This window comes from Embleya sp. NPDC005971 (assembly GCF_040629175.1).
Lineage (GTDB): Bacteria > Actinomycetota > Actinomycetes > Streptomycetales > Streptomycetaceae > Embleya.
Genome location: NZ_JBEXUX010000005.1, coordinates 203,550 through 223,499, shown reverse-complemented (window position 1 = coordinate 223,499; position 19,950 = coordinate 203,550). Strand labels below are relative to the sequence as shown.

The window sequence follows — 19,950 nt, the reverse complement described above, 5'->3', positions numbered from 1 at the left end:
CCGTAAAGCGTCGCGGGCGGCCCCATTACCGGGTCTTGCCCCGGGGGCCCGGACGCTGTGTCGTCGGCGGACCCCTGCACCGTACAGTTCAACGCCCCGAGGGCACGGCCGGGTGGCGGTTAACGTCCCGCACTGCCCTGATTCGTGCTACCGGCCCCGGCCGTTCCGACGCTCGCGGTCGCGGTCGCGGCCGGCGTGGGCGCCGGCGCACCGTCGCGAAGCCGGGTGAACAGTTGCGCCGCGTCGGGCTGCTTGAGCGCGACCCGGTTGGGGTCCGGCGCGTAGTCGGTCAGCGGCGTGGTGGTGAACTCGATCCTGTCCAGCGGGATGCCGCGCAGGCCGTTGGCGAAGTCGTACAGGCTGACCAGCGAGTTGATCCCGGAGTCGGTGGTGATCGCCTTGGTCGCGGCGTCCATCACGTTGTACGCCTTGGCCGGGTTGGTCAGCAGGTTCTCGTCCTGGACCTTCTTGATCAGCGCCTTGAGGAACTCCTGCTGACGCGCGATCCGCTGGATGTCGCTGCCGTCGCCCAGGCTCTTGCGCACACGCACGAAGCCGAGCGCCTGCTCCCCGTCGAGGGTGATGTCACCGGCGGGCAGTTGCAGGTGCGCGGCCTTGTCGTCGATCGGCTGCTCGATGTGCATCGGCACGCCGCCGAGCGCGTCCACGACCTTCTTGAACCCGGTGAAGTCGATGGTGATCTGATGATCGATGCGCGCACCGGTGAGCCGTTCCACGGTGGCCGCCACACACGGCACGCCACCGACCTCCATCGCACTGTTGAACTGGCCGAAGTAGGCGCGCTGGGTGCCGCCCGTCGTGGTGCGACACGCGGGCACCGAGACCATCAGGTCGCGCGGGAAGCTGACCGCGGTCGCGGTCTTGCGCCCCTCGGGCACGTGCAGCAGGATCGTGGTGTCCGAGCGCTGGGTCCCGCCGTCGTCCCGGCCGTACGCGGAATTGTCACCGGCGCGCGAGTCGGACCCCACGAGCAGCACGTTCATCCCGCCGGTGGGCGGCGGTCGATCGGTCAACTGGTCGGCGAAGTCCTGCGTGCGGATGTTGCCGTTGAGGTGGTCGTACAACCACCACCCGAAGCCCCCCGCGGCCAGCAGCAGGGTGACGAGCCCACCGGCGGTCCAGGCCAGGATGCGCCGCCGTCGGCGTCGCCGATCCCGGATGCGCCGTTCTATGCGACCGGGACGCTCCGATCCCGGCTCCCCACCCGACGCCCCCGAAACGGCGTCGGCCGCCGGGGACGTCTCATCCTTGTCCTGCACGTCGTCGTCGCCTTCGTCGGGCCCCCGCGCTCGATGTGCGCTCGGCTCGATGCCCCGAAGTACGCACAATTACACAATCATAGTTGTTCCGATCGTTACACGCTGAATAGCATCAATTGGTTCCCACCCCGCGCGCCACAAAACCCCGCCCGAGCGCGGGATGGGCGGTCCACACCCCCGCGAGCGCAGGGCGGCCGAGCCGAATCCCGACCTATCCGGTCCCGCCCGCGGCCTTCGCCGCACCGCGCTCGCCCAGGACGCCCAACGCGACGTCGACGATGCGGCCCAGGCGTTCGAGTTCGGTGCGGTGGAAGGCGGGGCCCTCGTGCCGGACCACGTACAGGGTCAGCCAGGAGGCGCCGATCGGCGCCGCCGCGCCGTGGCCGCTCGGGTCGCCCTCGTAGGCGAAGGCGAGCGGGCGCATCGGGGTGAGCGCGGGCAGCACCGGCGTCTCCGGGGCCCGCCAGCTCTGGTGCACGAGCTGCCGACCGCGTCCGCCGCGCGTGGCGACCGCCCAGTCCGCGTGGAAGAGCGTGGGCGCCGCGTCGATCAGCGTGGCCACCGCCCGTCCCGGATCGCGCGCCACCTGCCCCAGCACGTCCAATTCCGGCGCGGATCCGGGCACCTCGCCGGCCGCCCAGCAGCCCTCGACCCGGACACCCACCGAGCGCTCCATCGCGCCGACCAGCGCGGCGATGTCCCGCTCACCACCCCAGGAGAGCGTGAACTCGTCGACCGCACGGCCGCCGAGCTGTTCGAGCACGGTCATCTGCATCACGTCGGCGCCCGCCGCGCCCAGCAACTGCGTGATCCGCGCGAGCGATCCGGGCCGATCCGGCAGCGACACCCTCAGTCGGTACAGCACGCGACACCTCCTCCATTACCTGTCTTGCATCCTGACCTTTCCCCGTTTCGTTCGTGTTGCGTACATATGACAGCACCAAGTGATCATCGGCGGCGCGGACATCGCGGCGCGCGGGGCGACACCACCCGCCGAACGTGGAGGGGCGCCATCGGAGGATTCCGATGGCGCCCCTCCCCCTGCCTACTTCTTTTCGTCGGGCTCCCCGTCGCGGGTGACCTCGTCCGCCGCAGCCGCCGAGCCGTTCACGTGCATCGGCTCGTCGTCCGGGGCCACGCTCGACACCCGGGTCACCGCAGCATCCGGCGCCCGGTCCGCGGCGGACGCGTCCGCGCCGGCCGGCCGATCCGCATCGACCTTCGGTGCCGCCTCCTCGACCGGGTCGGGTCGCGAAGCCGGCTCGGCCGACACCGCCGCGTTCTCCTCGGTGTCCGGGACGAGCCCGGCCACCGGGGCGAACGCCGTAACGTCCCCGTCCGGCTCCGCGGGCGGTGGCACCGCCGCCGAAGCGCCGGCCGCCGGCGCGGCGGGCGCGGTCACCTCGATCGGCGCAGCCGCCGCGGCCTCGGCCGCCTTCGCCTTCCCCGCCCGCTCGGCCCTCGGTGTCCTCGGCGCCCGCGGCGGTTTCGCCGCCTTGGGCGGCTTCGGCTCCTTCGCCGGCCGCCCCGCCCGCACCGAGCTGTTGCCCACCGCCGTCGCGAACGTCGGCGCCGGGTCGTTGGCCTTGGGCCCGTAGGTCCACCACATCAGCCCGCGTCGAGCGTTCTCGCTGTCCGGGTGTTGCTCGCCGAGCACCCGCGCACAGTCCGCGACCAACTGGGTCAGCAACGTCCGGGCGCCCAGCGGATCGCCGGACTCGCCGGTCCAGTGCGCGTGGTTGTGCCGGATCACCAACGTGTCGTGGTGGTCCGGTCCCAGTACCCGCGTCGCGTCCTCGACCAGGTGCATCAACGCGTCCCGGGCCACCGAGACGTCACCGGCCTCACCCGCCCAGGTCGCCCGGTCGTGCCGCGCCGTCAACGCCGCGGGATCGTCCGGCTCGTGCACCTCGCCGCGCTCGTCCGCGATCGCCGCCATCAACCGGGCCGCCTGGATCGTCTCGCCGGAGCGGCCCACCCAGTGCGCGTGCTGGTGTCGGATGGTCAGCGTGTCCGGATGCACCGGTCCGAGCGCGTCGGTCGCCTCCTCCACGATCGGTCGCAACATCCGGGCGGCGCCCGCGGCGTCACCCGCCTCGCCGATCCATCGGGCCCACCCGGCACGCACGTTCAGCGTCTCGGGATCGTCCTGACCGAGCACCAGGACACAGTCGGCCGCGACATCGCGCGCCAGCGACTCGGCGGTGACCGCGTTCCCGGACAATCCCAGGCAATAGGCATGGTTGTGCCGGGCCAGGAGCGTGTCCGGATGTTGCGCACCGAGCACGCGCGCGTAGTCGCCCGCGAGCTCGCCGAACATCCGAGCGGCCTCTGCGGGCCTGCCCTCGTCACCGACCACCCGGGCCCACGCGGCGCGCGCGTCGAGCGAACCGGGGTGCTCGGGCCCGAGTTCCCGCGTCCGGGTCTCGGCCTCGGCCCTCAGTTTCTGTATCTCCTGCTCGTTCATCGCCGCTGATTCTCCCTCTTCCACCACAGGTGGCAAACCCGCGGTACCCCCTGATTGTGGGCGACGTGCACGGAGCGGGCGTGGTTGCACTCCCCGGGTACAACCGTACGGGGGAGTGCATTGACCCATCAGCGGTGCGCGGTCACAACTCGACGGCCGGCTTCAGCGATGCCATCGTCCACATCCGCCGATGCCGAACCACGAACACGGTCGCGATCAGCGCCACCACCAGGTAGCCGCCGAGCACCGCGAAGGCCACCCCCAAACGTGCGCCCTCGCCACCCGTGAGGGTGACCCGCAGTCCGTTCACCAGGTACGTCATCGGCAACACCGGATGCAGGGCCTGGAACGGCTCGGGCGTCGTGGTGACCGGATACAGGCCGCCGCACGAGGTGAGTTGCAGCATCAACAGCACCAGGATCAGCACGTCGCCCACCGCGCCGAACGCGGCCCGCAGGAACTGCGCGATGGCCACGAAGGTGACCGCCGCCAACGCGATCAGCAACAGGCTCAGGCCCGGATCGTCGGCGTCCAGCCCCAGCCCCAGTTGCACCACCGCGTACAGCACGAACGCACCCGCCAGACCGAGCGCGGCGGCCGGCAACCAACCGGCCATGGCCATCTTGACCGCACCCGCCCGCCCCGCGAGCGCCCGCGGGTTGTACGGCCGCAGGAGCAGAAAGCCGACCAGCCCGAACACCCACAGCGCGATGCCGAAGAAGAACGGCGCCAGCCCGCGGCCGTACAGCACCGCCGGATGCAGATTCGTCACCTCGATCGCCACCGGCGCGCCGAGCACCCGCGCGTCCTCGCCCGCGGCCTGCGCCGGCGGCGGAGCCGGCACCGTCGTGTTCAGCCGGGCCAGGCCGTCGGCGAGTTGCTCGGCCCCCTGCCGGACCTGATCCGGCGGCGCGGTGCCGACACCGGCGGCCAGTTGCCGGGCGCCGTCGGCGGCGCGGGCCAGTTCGTCCTTGAGCGCCCCGGTCTGTCCGTAGAGCTGCTGCACCAGGGTGCTCTGCGTGGTGGCCGAAATCTGCTGCTGCAACTGCGTCTTGGCGATCTCGGCCATCTTGCCGATGATGAAGCCGTTCGCGTCGTCCAGGGTCATGAACAACTTCGCCTGCTGCGGCCGGTCCGACGCCGTGGTGGCCAGCGTCGCACTGAAGTCCGCCGGCACGGTGACCACGAAGTGGTAGTCGCCGTCCTCCAGGCCGGTTCGGGCCGCCTTCGCGTCGGTGACCTTCCACCGGAAGTTGTCGTCCGTCCGGATCGATTCGGTCAACCGGCCGCCCGCGTCGATGTGCTGCCCACGCACGTCCACCGGCCGATCCTCGTTCACGAAGGCCACCGGGACCTGGTTCAGCCGACCGTACGGGTCCCAGTTCGACCACAGGTAGAGCGCGCCGTACAGGGTCGGCACCAGCATCAGCATGACCGGTACCAGCCGGGGCAACGGGCCTCGGAATCGCCGTAGTTCGAACCAGGCCAGGCGCAGCACACCCATCAGGCGATACCGCCTCTCGGGTACAGGTGGTGTCCGGGCAGGTCCACCACCGCGTCGGCGCCGCGCGGCGCCTCGGTCGCGGTGGCGACGACGGTGATGCCGGTGTCGGCCAACTCGCGCAACGCCCGCCACGCGCGCAGCAGGTCGGCGCCCGCGATGCCGCTGTCCACGTCGTCGACCAGGACCGCGCCGGGCCGCCCGGCCGCGGCCAACGCGACCGAGAACAACAACTGCTCCACCGCGGCCAGGTGCTCGACCAGGACGTGGCCGGGTGGGTCGATGCGCAGCAGGTCGTACATCCGGGCGAGCGCGGGCTCGGTGGGCAGGCCGCCGCCGATGGCTCGGCGCTCGGCGACCGTCTCGGCGACGAACAGGTGGGGTTCCAGGTCCAGACCGGGCCGGGCGCGGGCGAGTGCGGTGTGCGCCCGAGCCGACGCGGCGCTGTGGCTGCCCGCGACGGTCACGCGGCCCGCGTCGGTGCGGAACCGGCCGCCGAGCGCGAGCAACAGCGAGGTGCGGCCGGCACCGGCCGGGCCGACGAGCACGGTCAGACCCGCTGCGGGCGCGGTCAGCCGGACATCGCGAAAGATCGTGCCGTCCGGTCCGGATGCCGCCAGGCCGACCGCGCTGATCTCCACCCCGGAGGTGGTTGTGGACACGGATCTCCCTCGTCGGTGGGACGTCCACCGAGGAGTAACCGGTACACGGGGTGCCAAACGAGCGAAACGGATGACGCCCGCCCGCCCCACTCGCCCGACCAGGCGTCGGGCGAGACGTCGGGAACCGGGTCAGCCGCGCTGCTCCGGCAGCGGCTCGGCGAGCCGGTCCAGGTCGAACTCGCCGTCGCGCACCCCGAGCACGAACGCGGTCCACTCGCCCTCGGTGAACCGCAGGATCGGCCCCTCCGGGTGGATCGAGTTCCGCATCGCCATGCCCCCACCGGGCAGTTCGGCGGTCTCCACGATGCCTTCGCCGGTGGTGTCCTCGCCGTAGCCGATCCAGGTGACACCGCTGATGTCCATCGCGTACAGCGCGGCCTTCTCGTCGTCCAACCGCTGCCGCGACGGCTGCTCGGACTCGCCGGTGCTCATGATCGAAACCCTCCCGATGACGCGTGCGTAACCCTCAGGTGACCGCACGCTACGCCGCGTCCGGCACCACACACAACGCGAACGCCGACATCGGGTGCACCGACCCGGGGACCGGTACAAAACGAGCGAGGTCCCGAGGCACTCGCGTGCCTCGGGACCTCGTCTGGGGTGAGTGACGGGACTTGAACCCGCGACTTCCTGGACCACAACCAGGTGCTCTACCAGCTGAGCTACACCCACCATCACCGAGGCGTTTCCGTCCCGGCGAGGAAAAGTGTACAGGCTCGCGGAGACTGCTCGCCGCAGGGTTTCCGGGCGGCCGGTGCCGCGCCTCGCGCGGCACCGGATCTCAGGCGCGCGCGGCCGGCTTGTGGCCGTACTTGGCCGAGATCGCCTTGGCGGTGTCGCTGTCCGGGCCGGGGTCGGGCACGAAGATCGCCTCGCGGTAGTACCGCAATTCCTCGATGCTCTCGTGGATGTCGGCCAACGCGCGGTGGTTGCCGGCCTTCGGCGGGCTCTGGAAGTAGACCCGCGGATACCAGCGGCGGGCCAGTTCCTTGATCGAGGAGACGTCGATCACCCGGTAGTGCAGGAAGGCTTCCAGGTCGAGCATGTCCCGGGCCAGGAAGCCCCGGTCGGTGCCGATCGAGTTGCCGCACAGCGGTGCCTTGCGGCCGTCCGGGACGTGCTTCTTGATGTAGGCGAGCACCTCGGCCTCGGCCTCGGCGAGGCTGACGCCCGCCTCCAGCTCCTCCAGCAGACCTGAAGCGGTGTGCATTTTGCGCACCACATCGGGCATGCCGGCCAGCGCCTCGGCGGGCGGGCGGATCACGACGTCGACACCGTCGCCCAGGATGTTCAGCTCGGAGTCGGTGACGAGGGCCGCCACCTCCACCAACGCGTCCCGGGACAGGTCGAGTCCGGTCATCTCACAGTCGATCCAGACCAAGCGGTCGTTCATAGGGTCACCCTACGGCCCGGGCACATGCCTCCTCTTCTCCGGTCTCCTCCGGACTGCGGGTGCGGAAGGTCTCCCGGTAGGAGGCCGGCGGGACACCCAGTTGTTTGCGGAAGTGGCCGCGCAGCGCCACCGGCGAGCGGAATCCGCAGCGCCGGGCGATCTCCTCGACCTGGAGATCGGTGGTCTCCAGCAGCCGTTGGGCCTGGAGTACTCGTTGGGTGAGCAGCCATTGCAGCGGGGCGCTGCCGGTGAGCGTGCGAAAGCGTCGATCGAAGGTGCGCCGACTCATGTACGCGCGGGTCGCCAACTGCTCGATGTCGAAGCGGTCGGCGAGGTTCTCCAGCGCCCACGAGATGACGGTGGCCAGCGGGTCGCCGCTGATCTCCTCGGGCAGGGTGAGATCCATGTACTGCGCCTGACCGCCGATCCGGTGGGCCGGCACGACCAGTCGGCGGGCGAGCGCGTTGGCCGCGTCCGGGCCGTGGTCGAGGCGGACCAGGTGCAGGCACAGGTCGATGCCCGCCGCGGTGCCGGCGCTGGTGAGGATGTCACCGTCGTCGACGTACAGCTCGCGGGGGTCGACCCGGACCTTGGGGTAGCGCTTGGCCAGCGCGGGCGCGTACATCCAGTGCGTGGTCGCCGGACGGTCGTCGAGCAGGCCGGCCGCGGCGAGCACGAACGCGCCGCCGCACAGGCCGACGATCCGGGCTCCCTCGCGATGCGCCCGGCGCAGCGCCTCCAGCACGGGCGGCGGCGGCATCCGGGACGGCGAGTGCCACGCGGGCACGATCACGGTGCCGGCCCGGGCGAGGGCGTCGAGGCCGTACGGCGCGATCAGTTCGACGCCGCCGGTGGTACGGAGCGGTCCGGGTTCGGCCGCGCATACCAGTAATCGGTAGTTCGGCACGCCGGCGTCGCGTCGATCCACCCCGAACACCGATATCGGGATGGAACTCTCCAGGATCGGCGAGTTGGCGAACAACAACACCGCGATCGTGTCCGGGCGACGCCGACCGAGCAGCGGGCGCTCGCGCCCCGGGGCCAGGACGCCCTCGGCATCGGGGTCGTACTCGCCGTCGAGGTCGAGGTCGCCGGCCAGGTCGCCCTCGCCGTCGATCGAGTCGCTCTCGGGCGGGGCCTCGGACAGCACGGTGGACGCCGCGACGATCACCACCGCGTCCTGATCGCCGGCCGGGACGGCATCGACGCCGTCGATCGTGGTGAGCTCGGCCGGGTGGTCGGCATCGACCACGCGGGCTCGCCCCCGTCGCCGGTCTTTACGGCTGTCGATCCTGCTCATGGCCCCGATCGCCCCCTTCTCCCCTCACGCCCCAGTAGGTCACAGGCGTCACTCACGTAACCCAAGATCGGAACTTACTCTCTCTTACCTTGTCTATGCATGGTGTTCTCTACGTGACGTTAAGTAGATATGCGTGTTTGTGACGGTGGTCACATCACAGAACTTGTCGACAATGACGCGCGCGGTCAGGTCCCGGGCTGCCGGCGGGCCGCGTGCAGCAGGTGCAGGGCCGCCTCGGGCAGCTCCCGACCACGTGGCCAGACCGCCCGCAGGATGCGATCCATGGCGGGCAGATCGGCCATCGGCACGGCCACCAGACGCCCGTCGGCCAGGTCCTCGCGCACCGCGAGATCGGACAACACCGCCGGCGCGGATCCGGCGATCGCGGCCGAGCGCAGCGGTGCCGTGGCACCCAACTCCAGCGCCGGCACGGCCACTCCGTCGTAGGCGGCCAGCGCCCGCTCCAGCGTCTCCCGGGTGCCCGACCCGGCCTCGCGCAGCAGCAGCGGCGTCGCGGCCAACTCGGCCGCGGCGATCGGGCGCCGCCGCCGGGCCCACGGGTGGGTGGGCGCGACCACCACCACGAGCCGGTCCCGGCCCACCGCCGCCGATTGCAGGTCACGCGGCACCCACGGCCCCTCGACGAAGCCGAGGTCCGCCTCGCCCGCCCGCAACGCCTCGATCACATGCAGGCTGTTGGTCACCTGCAGGCCCACATGCACCCCGGGCACCGCCTCGCGCAGCGCGGTCAGCCAGCCGGGCACCAGGTGCTCGGCCACGGTCAGACTCGCCGCGACCCGCAGCCGGTCCTCCTGCCGGGCCTTGAGCGCGGCGGCGCCCTCGACCAGGGCGTGCGCCTGGTCGAGCACTCCACGCGCCCAGTCGGTGATCACCAGGCCCGCCGCAGTGGGCACCGAGCCGGTGGTGCTGCGCTCCAGCAGCCGCACCCCGAGTCGCCGTTCCAGCGTGCGCATCCGGGCGCTGGCCGAGGGCTGGCTGATCCCGAACCGGCGGGCCGCGCTGCCCAGGCTGCCGCTCTCGGTCACCGCGACGAGCAGTTCGAGGGTGTACAGGTCGGGCAGTCGGTCCGAGGGGCGTGCCGGCGAGGTCATAGCCAAACCCTATGACCTACCAGGCAACCGACCGCTACCCGCGCCGACCCGGCGGGTCGAGGGTGGTGATCATGACCTTGACCGTCGCGCGACGCGCTCACCCCGGACCCCGTTCGGCCGCCACGAAGTCGGCGAAGCCGCGATTGTGGCCGGGGCTGCTCGCCGCCGCGCTCGCGGTGGCGGCGGGTTGGGGCGCCCACCGGTTGTGGCCGCAGTTGCCGATGCTCACCGTCACCGTCGCGCTGGGCATCCTCGCCGCGAACGTGCGCGCCCTGCCCGCCGCGACCGCGCCGGGGCTGGGCTTCGCCGGCCGGCGGCTGATGCGCGCCGGCGTCGTGCTGCTCGGCCTCAAGCTCGCGCTCGGCGACATCGTCGGACTCGGGTTCGCGCCGGTGGCCATGGTGGTCGTGGTGGTCGTGGTGACCTTCTTCGGCACCCGGTGGCTGGGACGGCGGATCGGCCTGCCCGGCGATCAACCGTTGCTGATCGCGACCGGCTTCGCCATCTGCGGCGCCTCCGCCGTCGCCGCGATGAACGGCGTCAGCGACAGCGACGAGGAGGACGTGGCCACCGCGGTCGCCCTGGTCACGCTGTGCGGGAGCCTGGCCATCGTGGTGCTGCCGCTGCTCCAGGCACCGCTGGGCCTGGACGCGGTGCGGTACGGCGGCTGGGTCGGCGCGAGCGTGCACGACGTCGGCCAGGTGGTCGCGGCCGGTGGTGTGGCCGGGTCGGTCGCGCTGCACACCGCGGTGGTGGTCAAGCTGATGCGGGTGCTGTTGCTCGCGCCGATCGTGGTGGGCACCGGCTACGCGATGCGTCGCCGGGCCGCGCGAGCGGGCGACACCGGGCCCGCGGGGGCTCGGCGGCCGGCGCTGATGCCGCTGTTCGTGGTCGGCTTCCTGGCCATGGTGGTCGTGCGCAGCACCGGTCTGCTGCCGGAGTCGGTGCTGGAGGTCGCGGGCACCGTGCAGGACCTGCTGTTGGCCGCCGCGCTGTTCGGCCTGGGCAGCATGGTCGACCTGAGCAAGCTGGTGCGCACCGGCTGGCGGGCGCTGGCCCTGGGCTTCGCGTCCTGGGCGCTGATCGCCGGCGCGGCCTACGGCGGCGTGCTCCTGACCATGTGAGCGGTGCGGCCGGCCTGTCGACGGCCGAGCCGAAGCCGCCGACAGGCACGCGCGTCCGGAAGTACATCGAACCCGCCGACGGCCCGGCGCGTGACGGGCCGTCAGACAGGTTCGACGTCGGCGCCGCGGCGCGGGTCGGCGTGCGGCAGGGTCGGCGTCCAACCTGCGGATCGCCGCCCGTTTCGACGCGGTCGCCCGGACGCACGGTGTCGTGCTGACCAACGCTCGGGCGGGGCCCGGGGTAACGCCCGTTCCCTCCTGCGGCGTCAGCGCGCCCCCTCGAACGGGCGCCGGAGCCGCCCCGCGGCCGGCCGGAACAGACCCCCGACCGGGCCGCCGAGCGACCCCGGGGAGGGCCGGGAATCGACTGCGGCCGGATCACAATCACCCACACGGCCGCCCGGGTCTCCCCATTCACGGTGTTGTCCGGCTAATGTGCGTGTCTCGCCGAGGCTTTGTCGGGGGCGCCATCCCCGTGCGTGGTCCGGCGGATCGCATCAAGCCCCGACCGGCACGCGCCGTGGTGTCTTTTTTGTCCGGGAGAACCCCGGCCGACACTTCGAATGTGCGGGTCGGCGCAGTAATCTGGTACAGGAAGCCCCGAGGCGCCCCTCCACAGCAAAGACGCCCGATTCCCATGGCTGCTTTCGAGTTCAGTGACCTTCCGGACGGCACCCCGTTGCTCCGTCCCGACTCCCCTCATCAGCGCGATCCCGCGTTCCAACACCCCGTCGTCGTCGGTTTCGACGGGTCCGAGTCCAGCGAACGTGCCTTGGCGTACGCGTCCGGCATGGCACGCAGACTCGGTGGTGGGCTGGTGATCGTGCACGTGGCCAACCGCATTCCGGCCACCGTGTGGGCCGGCTGCGAGCCACCGGTCTTCATCGACGTGCCGGACAGCCGCTCCGAGGCCCTGGGCCTGGAACTGGCCTGCGCGGACCACCTCAGCGACGTGCCGTGGATCCTGGTCGAGCGCGGGGGTGACATCTGCCACGAGATCGAGGACGTCGCGCGCGAATTCACCGCCGACGCGATCGTGGTCGGCGGGTCCACCGGGCTGGCCAGCCGGATCTTCGGTTCGGTCGCGTGCCGCCTGGTCAAGCACGCCAAACGGCCGGTCGTGGTGATTCCCTGACGTTGCCGCGTGCCCGGTCCGCAGTGTGTCGAACAGGGCGTCGCCGCCTTGCCACCGCTTTTCCGTGCCTTCCCGCACCTTTGCCACCGAAGTGTGATCGAACCTCGAACACATCTGCATTACGTTGGCCGCGGACACGGGGCACGAGGATCGCGAGGCACGAGGTTGGCGGAGTACCGGATCGAGGACCTCGCCCGCGAGGGGGGCACCACCGTACGCAATGTGCGGGCGTACCAGGATCGCGGGCTGCTGCCGCGGCCGAGGCGCCAGGGGCGGGTGTCCCTGTACGACGACGGGCACCTGGGCCGGCTACGGCTGATCGGGCAGTTGCTGGAGCGCGGCTACAGCCTGGTGAGCATCAAGGAGTTGCTCGACGCGTGGGACGGCGGGCGCAGCCTCGGCGGAGTGCTGGGGCTGGTCGCCGAGGCGAGCGGGCCGTGGAGTGACGAGACGCCGGAGCGGATGACCCGGGCCGAGCTGATCGCGATGTTCGGCGGGCTGTCGGATCCGGTCGCACTCGCCGGGGCGGTGCGGTTGGGCCTGCTCGAACCCGAGGACGACTCGCTGACCGTGTTCCGGGTGCCCAGTCCGCGCGAGCTCGCGGTGGGCGCCGAATTGCACGCGGCCGGCGTACCGGTGACGGCGGTCACCGAGCAGTTGCGGATGTTGCGGGCGGCCATGGAGCACGTGGCCGAGGGGTTCGGGCGGCTGATGGAGTCGCATCTGCTGCCCGCCGACGGCGACGCGGACGAGACGGCGGAGATGATCCGCCGGATGCGACCGCTGGCGCTGCGCGCGGTGGAGGCCGAACTCGCCCGGGCGATGCGCCGCACGGCCGCCCGTCGGCTCGGCGAGGAACTCGGGAAGGTGTTGCGCGAGGAGCCCGAGCCGACCCGGGGCCGGCCGGAGCCGGTCGACGACGAGGAGCCCGCGCTCGATCGGCACCCGTTCATGTCGGACGCGTGGATCGCCGCGGTGTCCCGACTCAGTCGGCTGATCACGCCGGATCCGGAGAAGCGCACGCCGCATCCGGCGATCGTGGACATCGTGGTCAGCGACGTGCCGGATCGGGACGACCCGGCCGAGCTGCACCTGGACTGCTTCCAGGGCCGGGTGCTGGTGCGTCCCGGGTTGTTGCCGGGCCCGGATCTGGTGGTGCACATGGACTACGACACTGCGCGCCGGGTGATCCTGCTCAACGACCGGCACGCGCCGCGCGAGGCACTGGCCGCCGGTCGGATGACCGCGCGCGGTGATCTGTTCGGGCTCACCGTCTTCCGCGAGGCGCTGGCCGGCCTGTCCAACTGGGATCTGGGCGCGGTGTTGCGCGAGCTGACCGCGGGCGAGGGTCCGACCGGGTAGGTCCGCCGGGTCAGGCCCGGATGCGGCGCAGCAGGTGTTCCACGTAGTCGCGGAAGAGCGTCGCCATGTCCACGTGTTCGGGGTCGAGCAGCCATTGCAGTTGCAGGCCGTCCATCATCGCGAAGATCTGCGCCGCGATCGCGGCGGGATCGATGTCCGCGCGCAGTTCGCCGGACGCCCGACCGGCCTCCAGCGACGCGGTGACGCCGGTGCGCACCATCGCGTAGCGGTCCTGGGCCCAGCCGTGTGCGGGGTGGTCGGTGGTCACCGCCTCGCCGGTGAGCACGGTGAAGAGCTGGACCAGGCCGGGGATGTTGCGGTTGTGCTCGGCGAGTTCGGTGAGTTTGGCCAGGGCCGCCTCGCCGCCGGGCGGGAGCTCGCCCAGGTCCAGATGTTCCGTGTCCATCCGGTCGCGCAGGTCGAGCACGGCCACCAGCAGTTCCTGCTTGCTGCGGAAGTGGTGCAGCAGGCCGGCCTGGGTCAATTCGGCGCGCTCGGCGATCCGGGCCAGCGAGGTGCCGCGGTAGCCGTTCTCGGCGAATTCCTGGAGCGCGATGTTGAGGATCCGCGTGCGCCGGGCATCGCCGGAGGCGTAGCCGCGACCGCGCGGTCTCGCCGGGGCGGCCCGGGTGCGGGTCGGCGGGTTGGCGGGGGTGTCGTCCGGTCGTGCGTCCATGTGGTCATCCTGCCGTGTCCCGGCGACGATCCGCCGAGGGGTATGTCACGTCCGAATAACAAAGCTACCGTGTCATAGGTTTTTGTGGTTACCGTACGAGCGGATCCTCCGGCGGACTCGATCGGCGGGTCGCCCGGACCACGGGTCCGATCAGGCACGCGAGCGGAAGGCGAACCATGGCGTCTCACCCCACACCCACCGGCAACGAGGCCACCGAGGACGAGCTGCGCGACCTGGTGGCGCGGCTGACCCTGGAGGAGAAGCTCTCGCTGATCGTCGGCGAGGACTTCTGGTCGCTTCCCGAGATCCCGAGCATCGGCCTGCGCAAGCTGCGCGTCTCGGACGGCCCGGTCGGCGTCCGCGGTGTCACCTGGGACGAGCGTGAGACCTCGCTGCTGTTCCCCAGCCCCACGGCGCTCGCCGCCGCCTGGGACCCCGAGGTCACCCGCCGGGCCGGTTTCGTCATGGGCGCGCAGACCCGGGACAAGGACATCCACGTCCTGCTGGCGCCGACCGTGAACCTGCACCGCAGCCCGCTGGGCGGTCGGCACTTCGAGTGCTACTCCGAGGACCCGCTGCTGACCGCCCGGATCGCGACCGCCTTCATCGAGGGCGTGCAGTCCGCCGGTGTCGGGGCCACGATCAAGCACTTCGTCGGCAACGAGACCGAGGACGACCGGATGTCCTACGACTCGCGGATCGACGAGCGCTCGCTGCGCGAGGTCTATCTGGTGCCGTTCGAGGAGGCCGTGCGCACCGGTCGGGTCTGGCTGGTGATGAGTGCGTACAACCGGGTCAACGGCGAGACGATGACCGAGAACTCGCGCCTGGTCGTCGACGTACTCAAGGACGAGTGGGGCTTCGACGGGGTGGTGATCTCGGACTGGATGGCGGTTCGCTCCACCGAGGCCGCCGCCGCGGGCGGCACCGACGTCGCGATGCCCGGCCCCTCCGAGGTGTGGGGCGCGCCGCTGCTGGCCGCCGTGCGCGAGGGTCGGGTCGCCGAATCGCTGATCGACGAGCGGGTCACCCGGGTCCTGCGGCTGGCCGCCCGGGTGGGCGTGCTGGGCGACCGCACCCCGGCCACGACCACGACCCCCGCGGACGCGGTGGCCACGCTGCGCGCGATCTCGGCGCAGGCGATGGTGCTGCTCGGCAACGACGGCGCGCTCCCGCTCGACCCCGCGGCGCTGTCCCGGGTCGCGCTGATCGGCCCGAACGCGTTGCGGCTGTCGGCGCAGGGTGGCGGCAGTGCGCACGTGAACCCCGAGCACGTGGTCTCGATCCCCGAGGGCCTGCGGGCCGCACTCGGCGAGAACGTCGAACTGACGGTCACCGAGGGCGCGTTCACCCACCGGGCGCTGGCCGACCTGGACCTGGGGACGGCCGCCGACCCGGAGACCGGCGAGCCGGGCCTGCGGGCCGAATTCCTCGACGCGGCAGGCACCGTGCTCTCCTCCGAGCACCGGCTGGGCTCGAACCTGATGTTCTGGCCGGACAACATTCCCGCCGGGGCGGCGGTGATCCGGCTGCGTACGACGATCACCCCGGCCGAATCCGGGACCAACATCCTGGACGTGCGCGGCGCGGGCCGGTTCGAGGTCGGCATCGACGGTGCGACCCGCACCGTGGACATGACGCCGCCCGAGGGCACCGACGTGATCGAGATGATCATGCGTCCCGAGGCCACCCGCATCGAGATCGAGGCGACGGCCGGCACGCCGATCGGGATCCGGGTCGACTTCAGCCAGGGCGAGCAGTTCTACATGGCCGCGCTCGGTCTGGGCTGGGCGAACCCGCGCCGGTCCGAGGAGGCCGAGTTGGCGGCCGCGGTCGAGGCGGCGCGCGCCGCCGATGTCGCCGTGGTCGTGGTCGGCACCACCGACGACATCGAGTCGGAGGGCTTCGACCGCGCGAACCTGGCGCTGCCGGGCCGCTCCGACGAGCTGGTCCGCCGGGTCGCGGCGGTCAACCCGAGGACCGTCGTGGTGGTCAACGCGGGTTCGCCCGTGCTGATGCCGTGGCGGGACGAGGTGGCCGCCGTGTTGTGGGCGTGGTTGCCCGGCCAGGAGGGCGGCGCGGCGCTGGGCGACGTGCTCACCGGCGTGGTGGAGCCGGGTGGCCGGCTGCCCACGACCTACCCGGCGGCCGAGGCCGACGTGCCGGTCTACTCCACGGCCCGGGTGAACGACGACGAGCACCACTACGCGGTGCAGTCCAGCAACATCGGCTACCGCGCCTGGGCCCTGGGCGAGGCGGCGCCGGCGTACCCGTTCGGGCACGGCCTGGGCTACACGACCTGGGCCTACCGGGAGGTCGCGGTCAAGGGCGACGCGAGCGGGGTGCGGGTGGAGATCACCGTGGCCAACACCGGCGAGCGGGCGGGCCGCGAGGTGGTGCAGGTCTACCTGGAGACCGCGGACGGCACGCTGATGGGCCGGGCGGAGCCGATCCGCCTGGTCGGCTTCGCCGCGATCGACGCCGAGGCGGGCGCGCAGGTCACCACCGTCGTGGAGATCGACGCACGCACACTGGCCCGGTGGGACGAGCAGCGTGCGGCGTGGACCACCACGCCGGGCACCTACACGCTGCGCGTCGGCCGTTCCCTGGGCGACCTGCGGCTGAGCGCGGATCTCGCGCTCTGACCGAAAGCGCGGCCGCGTCGGGCCGGGGAGTCACGGCCCCGCCCGGTGCGGCCGTTCGCACGCCCGCCCTCGGCTGGGTCCGGGCGCGGCACGCGCCCCGTGCCGGCCGGCCGGGCGCCCGACCCGCCGCCGAGCGTCAGCAGCGCTGACCGAAGGCCGGGTTGATGACGCCCACCAGGTCGGCCGTGTTGCCGCAGAGGCCGCCCGCCGCGTCGATCGGGTGCGCCCGGACCGTGCGCGTCTCGGTGCCGGCCGGCGCGGCGAGCGCCATGGTCGCGCCGACGACGGGGGTCGCGATGACGGTCGTGCTGAGCAACAGGCCGCGGACGATGCGCTGCATGGGGACGGTTCCCTGTCTCGATGCGGACGGTCTCGAACGCCCAGGGGGCGCGAATCGCCAACGCGGCGAACCGCCGGAAGGACACGGGGATTGGGCCGAACGGAAGGGCCGCCCGGCTCCTCCCGACGGGTGCGCGGGTCGGCGTCCCACCTTCGAGGGATCGGACCCGGCCAAAATGCGGTGCCACGCGCGTCGCAGCCTTAGCGTGTCGGCCATGCAGCTCCGCATCGGTACCCGGTCCTCCCCCATGGCCCTCGCCCAGGCTCGGCTCGTCGCCTCCCTGTTGCCCCGGCATCCGCACGAACCCGTCGTCGTCCCGATGTCCACCAGCGGCGACCGCTGGGGCGGCAGCCTCGCCGAACTCGGCGGCAAGGGCGCGTTCGTCAAGGAACTCGACCGCGCACAGCTCGACGGGGAGGTGGACCTGGTCGTGCACTGTCTCAAGGACATGCCCGGCGACGTGCCGCTGCCCGACGGTCTCGCCGTGGCCGCCTACCTGCCCCGGGACGACGTGCACGACTGCGTGGTCGGCGCGCGGTTGGCCGAGCTGCCGCCCGGCGCCCGGGTGGGCACCAGTTCGGTCCGGCGCGCCGCGCAACTGCGGCGCAGCCACCCTCGGTTGATCCCGCTGCCGGTCCGCGGCTCGGCGAACACCCGGCTGGCCAAGCTCGACGCGGGCGAGTTCGACGCGCTGATCCTGGCCGTCGCGGGCCTGGAACGCATCGGCGAAGGACGGCGCATCACCCAGATCCTGACCACCGGTCAGATGTTGCCCGCGGTCGGCGCCGGCGTGCTGGCCCTCCAGTGCCGCAGCGACGATCCGAGCGTCCTGGCCGCCGCGCGGGCCCTGGACGACGCGCCCACCCGGGCCTGTGTCGAGGCCGAGCGGGCCCTGCTGCGCGAGCTGCGCGGCCACTGCCACAGCCCGATCGCCGCCTACTGCACGAACACCGAGGCCGGCCTGATACTGCACGCGGCGGTGTACTCCCCCGACGGCGCACGGCTGCTGGAGGCCACCGACCACGGGGGCGAGCCGGACAAGCTCGGCGTCGTCGTGGCCGGCGACCTGCTGGCCCGGGGTGCCCGCGCGCTGATCGACGCGATCCCGCACTGAGCGCGGGCCCTCCCGTGCCGCGATCGCTCGCGGCCCGGGAGGGCCCGTTCACGCCGGTCGGTCGCGCCCCCGGGCGACTCGGCCGGCGTCGGGTGCGCTCAGGTGTTCAGGCACCTCTGCACGGTGGTCTGCAACTCGGACGGCAGCTTGTTGGTCCGCGCGTACTCCTGGTCGAACGCGTTCATCTGGGCCTGGCTGTACTTGCCCTGGAGTTCGGTCAGCGCGCAGTTGCAGTACTTCGTGTTGTTGTTCGACGTGCTCAGGCACCCGTTGAGGAAGTTCGTCGAGTAGAGCGAGCTCCAGTCGCCGCGGCCCGCCCCGGTCGAGGTCGGCGAGGCCGGCGCCGTGGTGCGCGGGCGCGACGTGGTCGGGCGCTCGGTGGCGGGCGGCGCCGGCGTGTCGTCGTCGGTGGCCCGGCTCGTCGGGGTCTTCCCCGTCGGCGTGGCGTCCGAGCTCGCACCGGTGGTCTTCGGGGCCCCCAGACCCCCGAAACCGCTGTCCCCGTCGCTCCCACACGCCCCGACCGCGCAGGTCAACATCACCGCGATCAGCCCGACTTTGATGGTGCGCATACAGTCCCCCTAAAACGATGTTGGTCGAGACCCTCCTCCCCGGACTTCACCGGTCACAAGGGGATCTTTTCGGCCATTGCGTAATGGTTACGTCGCCGCAACCGTTACGACATCGGGGGGCTTCGCACCATCGAGGCTGCGGGCTTCGCCCGGGCTTACCTCTCGACAAACAGAAGCAAACCGGGCACCAACGTGCCGATCGTCACATTCCATGGCGTTTATTGATCGAATCTGTTCACTATGGATGAGTTGCCTCCCGTCGGACGGCAGAAAGGAACGGCACACCATGACCTTGACGCCCGAGCACGTGGCCGCGCTGCGCGGCCTTGCCGCCGATGTCTCGGCCCTCGGCGCCGACGGCGCCCAGCGGCACCCCGCCTTCGCCGGTTCCGCCGGTTCGATCGCCGACCGCGCGGACGCGCTCGCGAGCGACGCGCCGCCGTTCCACAAGGTCGCCCTGCGCCGGATCGGCGACGCGATGCGCGCGTGCGCCGAATCGCGCGAGGCGGGCGACACCACCCGGGTGGCCACCACCCAGCGCACCGCCGCGCACCTGGCCGACCGGCTCGTGCACGCGCTCGACCGCTACGCCTCGGCCTCGCCGACCGCGACCCCGGCCACCTGCACCCGCTGCAACGAGCCCTACATCGCCCAGCTCATCCCCACCCAGCGGCGCTACCTGTCGCGCATCGACGCCCCCGTGTCCGGCCACGTGTTCAACGCGGCCGGCACCACCTACGTGGTCGAGCGGCACGTGTTGTGCCCGCTCCAGGACGTGGCCGGCCTGTCCGACCTGCCCGAGTTCGAGAACCTGGACGATCTCGACAACGCCTGAGCCCCACCCGCCCGGACCGCGCCGGGCACGCACGAACGAGGCCGGATCCCCGCGGGGGCCCGGCCTCAGTCGTCGCCGTGATCCTTCTTGTCCTTCTTCAGCCGGCGCAGGTACTCACGCGTCCACCCGGTCACCTTGACCACCTCGGACTGTTTGACCCCGGCGGCTATCGCCCGCACCGCCGCCCGTTTGAGCTCCTGACGCGCCTCTTCGTGAGCCTTCTCGGTCCTTCGATACGCCTTCGCGGCCCGGACCAGGCCCTCTCCGGCGGAATCGGGGTGCTGATCGACATCCTTGTGATCCACCCCGTCAGGATGCCATATGGGTCGCCACCTCCGTAGGCCAACACAGTTGACATTTCTTCATACAAGAAGGAAACTGGGGACCGAACCAAAGGTGAACGGAAGGTTAACGTCACCAGTCTCGGAGGAA

Annotated in this window: 19 protein-coding genes and 1 tRNA gene; 6 read left to right on the top strand and 14 right to left on the bottom strand. The window is 71.8% G+C overall.

Annotated features, from left to right (window positions below; genetic code table 11):
- Positions 1–119: 119 nt before the first annotated feature.
- The 10 genes from ABZ374_RS07755 to ABZ374_RS07710 all read right to left on the bottom strand — a co-directional run bounded on the left by ABZ374_RS07755 (position 120) and on the right by ABZ374_RS07710 (position 9,715).
- On the bottom strand, positions 120–1,280 hold the full coding sequence (locus tag ABZ374_RS07755; RefSeq protein WP_360307714.1) for an LCP family protein: 1,161 nt from the start codon (positions 1,278–1,280) through the stop codon (positions 120–122).
- Positions 1,281–1,491: 211 nt separating this feature from the next.
- The gene (locus ABZ374_RS07750) at positions 1,492–2,145 is read right to left on the bottom strand and encodes an ACT domain-containing protein (protein WP_360307711.1); all 654 of its coding nucleotides are present in this window, start codon (positions 2,143–2,145) and stop codon (positions 1,492–1,494) included.
- 180 nt (positions 2,146–2,325) lie between these two features.
- Positions 2,326–3,747, bottom strand: a complete 1,422-nt coding sequence (locus ABZ374_RS07745) for a hypothetical protein (protein ID WP_360307708.1) — start codon at positions 3,745–3,747, stop codon at positions 2,326–2,328.
- A gap of 142 nt (positions 3,748–3,889) precedes the next feature.
- Positions 3,890–5,251, bottom strand: a complete 1,362-nt coding sequence (locus ABZ374_RS07740; protein WP_360307705.1) for a YhgE/Pip family protein — start codon at positions 5,249–5,251, stop codon at positions 3,890–3,892.
- Positions 5,251–5,910 (bottom strand): ATP-binding cassette domain-containing protein, encoded by a 660-nt coding sequence (locus tag ABZ374_RS07735; protein ID WP_360307702.1) that lies wholly within the window; start codon positions 5,908–5,910, stop codon positions 5,251–5,253. Before ABZ374_RS07735 ends, ABZ374_RS07740 begins: the two co-directional genes overlap by 1 nt.
- Before the next feature lie 129 nt (positions 5,911–6,039).
- Positions 6,040–6,342 carry a DUF397 domain-containing protein gene (locus tag ABZ374_RS07730; RefSeq protein ID WP_360307699.1) on the bottom strand — a complete coding sequence of 101 codons (303 nt, stop codon included), beginning with the start codon at positions 6,340–6,342 and terminating at the stop codon, positions 6,040–6,042.
- A gap of 164 nt (positions 6,343–6,506) precedes the next feature.
- Positions 6,507–6,582 (bottom strand) — tRNA-His (locus ABZ374_RS07725).
- A gap of 109 nt (positions 6,583–6,691) precedes the next feature.
- On the bottom strand, positions 6,692–7,303 hold the full coding sequence (gene orn / locus ABZ374_RS07720) for an oligoribonuclease (protein ID WP_360307696.1): 612 nt from the start codon (positions 7,301–7,303) through the stop codon (positions 6,692–6,694).
- A gap of 4 nt (positions 7,304–7,307) precedes the next feature.
- Complete coding sequence (locus ABZ374_RS07715) at positions 7,308–8,603, bottom strand: helix-turn-helix domain-containing protein (RefSeq protein ID WP_360307693.1); 1,296 nt, start codon at positions 8,601–8,603, stop codon at positions 7,308–7,310.
- Between the two features lie 185 nt (positions 8,604–8,788).
- Positions 8,789–9,715: a LysR substrate-binding domain-containing protein gene (locus tag ABZ374_RS07710; RefSeq protein WP_360307690.1), complete on the bottom strand. Its 927-nt coding sequence runs from the start codon at positions 9,713–9,715 to the stop codon at positions 8,789–8,791.
- Between the two features lie 11 nt (positions 9,716–9,726).
- Between ABZ374_RS07710 and ABZ374_RS07705 the strand changes: the two genes are divergently transcribed.
- From ABZ374_RS07705 to ABZ374_RS07695, 3 genes are all read left to right on the top strand, one after another.
- On the top strand, positions 9,727–10,839 hold the full coding sequence (locus ABZ374_RS07705; RefSeq protein ID WP_360307687.1) for a putative sulfate exporter family transporter: 1,113 nt from the start codon (positions 9,727–9,729) through the stop codon (positions 10,837–10,839).
- Positions 10,840–11,476: 637 nt separating this feature from the next.
- Positions 11,477–11,974, top strand: a complete 498-nt coding sequence (locus ABZ374_RS07700; RefSeq protein WP_020550635.1) for a universal stress protein — start codon at positions 11,477–11,479, stop codon at positions 11,972–11,974.
- Positions 11,975–12,139: 165 nt separating this feature from the next.
- Positions 12,140–13,336, top strand: coding sequence for a MerR family transcriptional regulator (locus tag ABZ374_RS07695; protein ID WP_360307683.1), 1,197 nt, complete (start codon positions 12,140–12,142; stop codon positions 13,334–13,336).
- 10 nt (positions 13,337–13,346) lie between these two features.
- On the opposite strand, the gene ABZ374_RS07690 is transcribed toward ABZ374_RS07695, so the two are convergent.
- Positions 13,347–14,012 carry a helix-turn-helix domain-containing protein gene (locus tag ABZ374_RS07690; protein WP_360307680.1) on the bottom strand — a complete coding sequence of 222 codons (666 nt, stop codon included), beginning with the start codon at positions 14,010–14,012 and terminating at the stop codon, positions 13,347–13,349.
- 176 nt (positions 14,013–14,188) lie between these two features.
- On the opposite strand from ABZ374_RS07690, the gene ABZ374_RS07685 reads away from it, so the two are divergent.
- Positions 14,189–16,657: a glycoside hydrolase family 3 C-terminal domain-containing protein gene (locus tag ABZ374_RS07685; RefSeq protein WP_360307677.1), complete on the top strand. Its 2,469-nt coding sequence runs from the start codon at positions 14,189–14,191 to the stop codon at positions 16,655–16,657.
- A 136-nt stretch (positions 16,658–16,793) separates the two neighbouring features.
- Here the strand turns inward: ABZ374_RS07685 and ABZ374_RS07680 are convergent, their stop codons facing one another.
- Positions 16,794–16,997 (bottom strand): chaplin family protein, encoded by a 204-nt coding sequence (locus ABZ374_RS07680; protein WP_360307674.1) that lies wholly within the window; start codon positions 16,995–16,997, stop codon positions 16,794–16,796.
- A gap of 214 nt (positions 16,998–17,211) precedes the next feature.
- Here ABZ374_RS07680 and hemC point away from each other — a divergent pair, with 214 nt between their 5' ends.
- On the top strand, positions 17,212–18,111 hold the full coding sequence (hemC, locus tag ABZ374_RS07675; RefSeq protein ID WP_360307671.1) for a hydroxymethylbilane synthase: 900 nt from the start codon (positions 17,212–17,214) through the stop codon (positions 18,109–18,111).
- Positions 18,112–18,209: 98 nt separating this feature from the next.
- Here hemC and ABZ374_RS07670 read toward each other — a convergent pair whose 3' ends face one another.
- Positions 18,210–18,683 carry a hypothetical protein gene (locus ABZ374_RS07670; protein ID WP_360307668.1) on the bottom strand — a complete coding sequence of 158 codons (474 nt, stop codon included), beginning with the start codon at positions 18,681–18,683 and terminating at the stop codon, positions 18,210–18,212.
- 286 nt (positions 18,684–18,969) lie between these two features.
- Between ABZ374_RS07670 and ABZ374_RS07665 the strand changes: the two genes are divergently transcribed.
- Complete coding sequence (locus tag ABZ374_RS07665; protein WP_360307665.1) at positions 18,970–19,518, top strand: hypothetical protein; 549 nt, start codon at positions 18,970–18,972, stop codon at positions 19,516–19,518.
- Positions 19,519–19,583: 65 nt separating this feature from the next.
- Here ABZ374_RS07665 and ABZ374_RS07660 read toward each other — a convergent pair whose 3' ends face one another.
- The gene (locus ABZ374_RS07660) at positions 19,584–19,823 is read right to left on the bottom strand and encodes a hypothetical protein (RefSeq protein ID WP_360307662.1); all 240 of its coding nucleotides are present in this window, start codon (positions 19,821–19,823) and stop codon (positions 19,584–19,586) included.
- Positions 19,824–19,950: the final 127 nt, after the last annotated feature.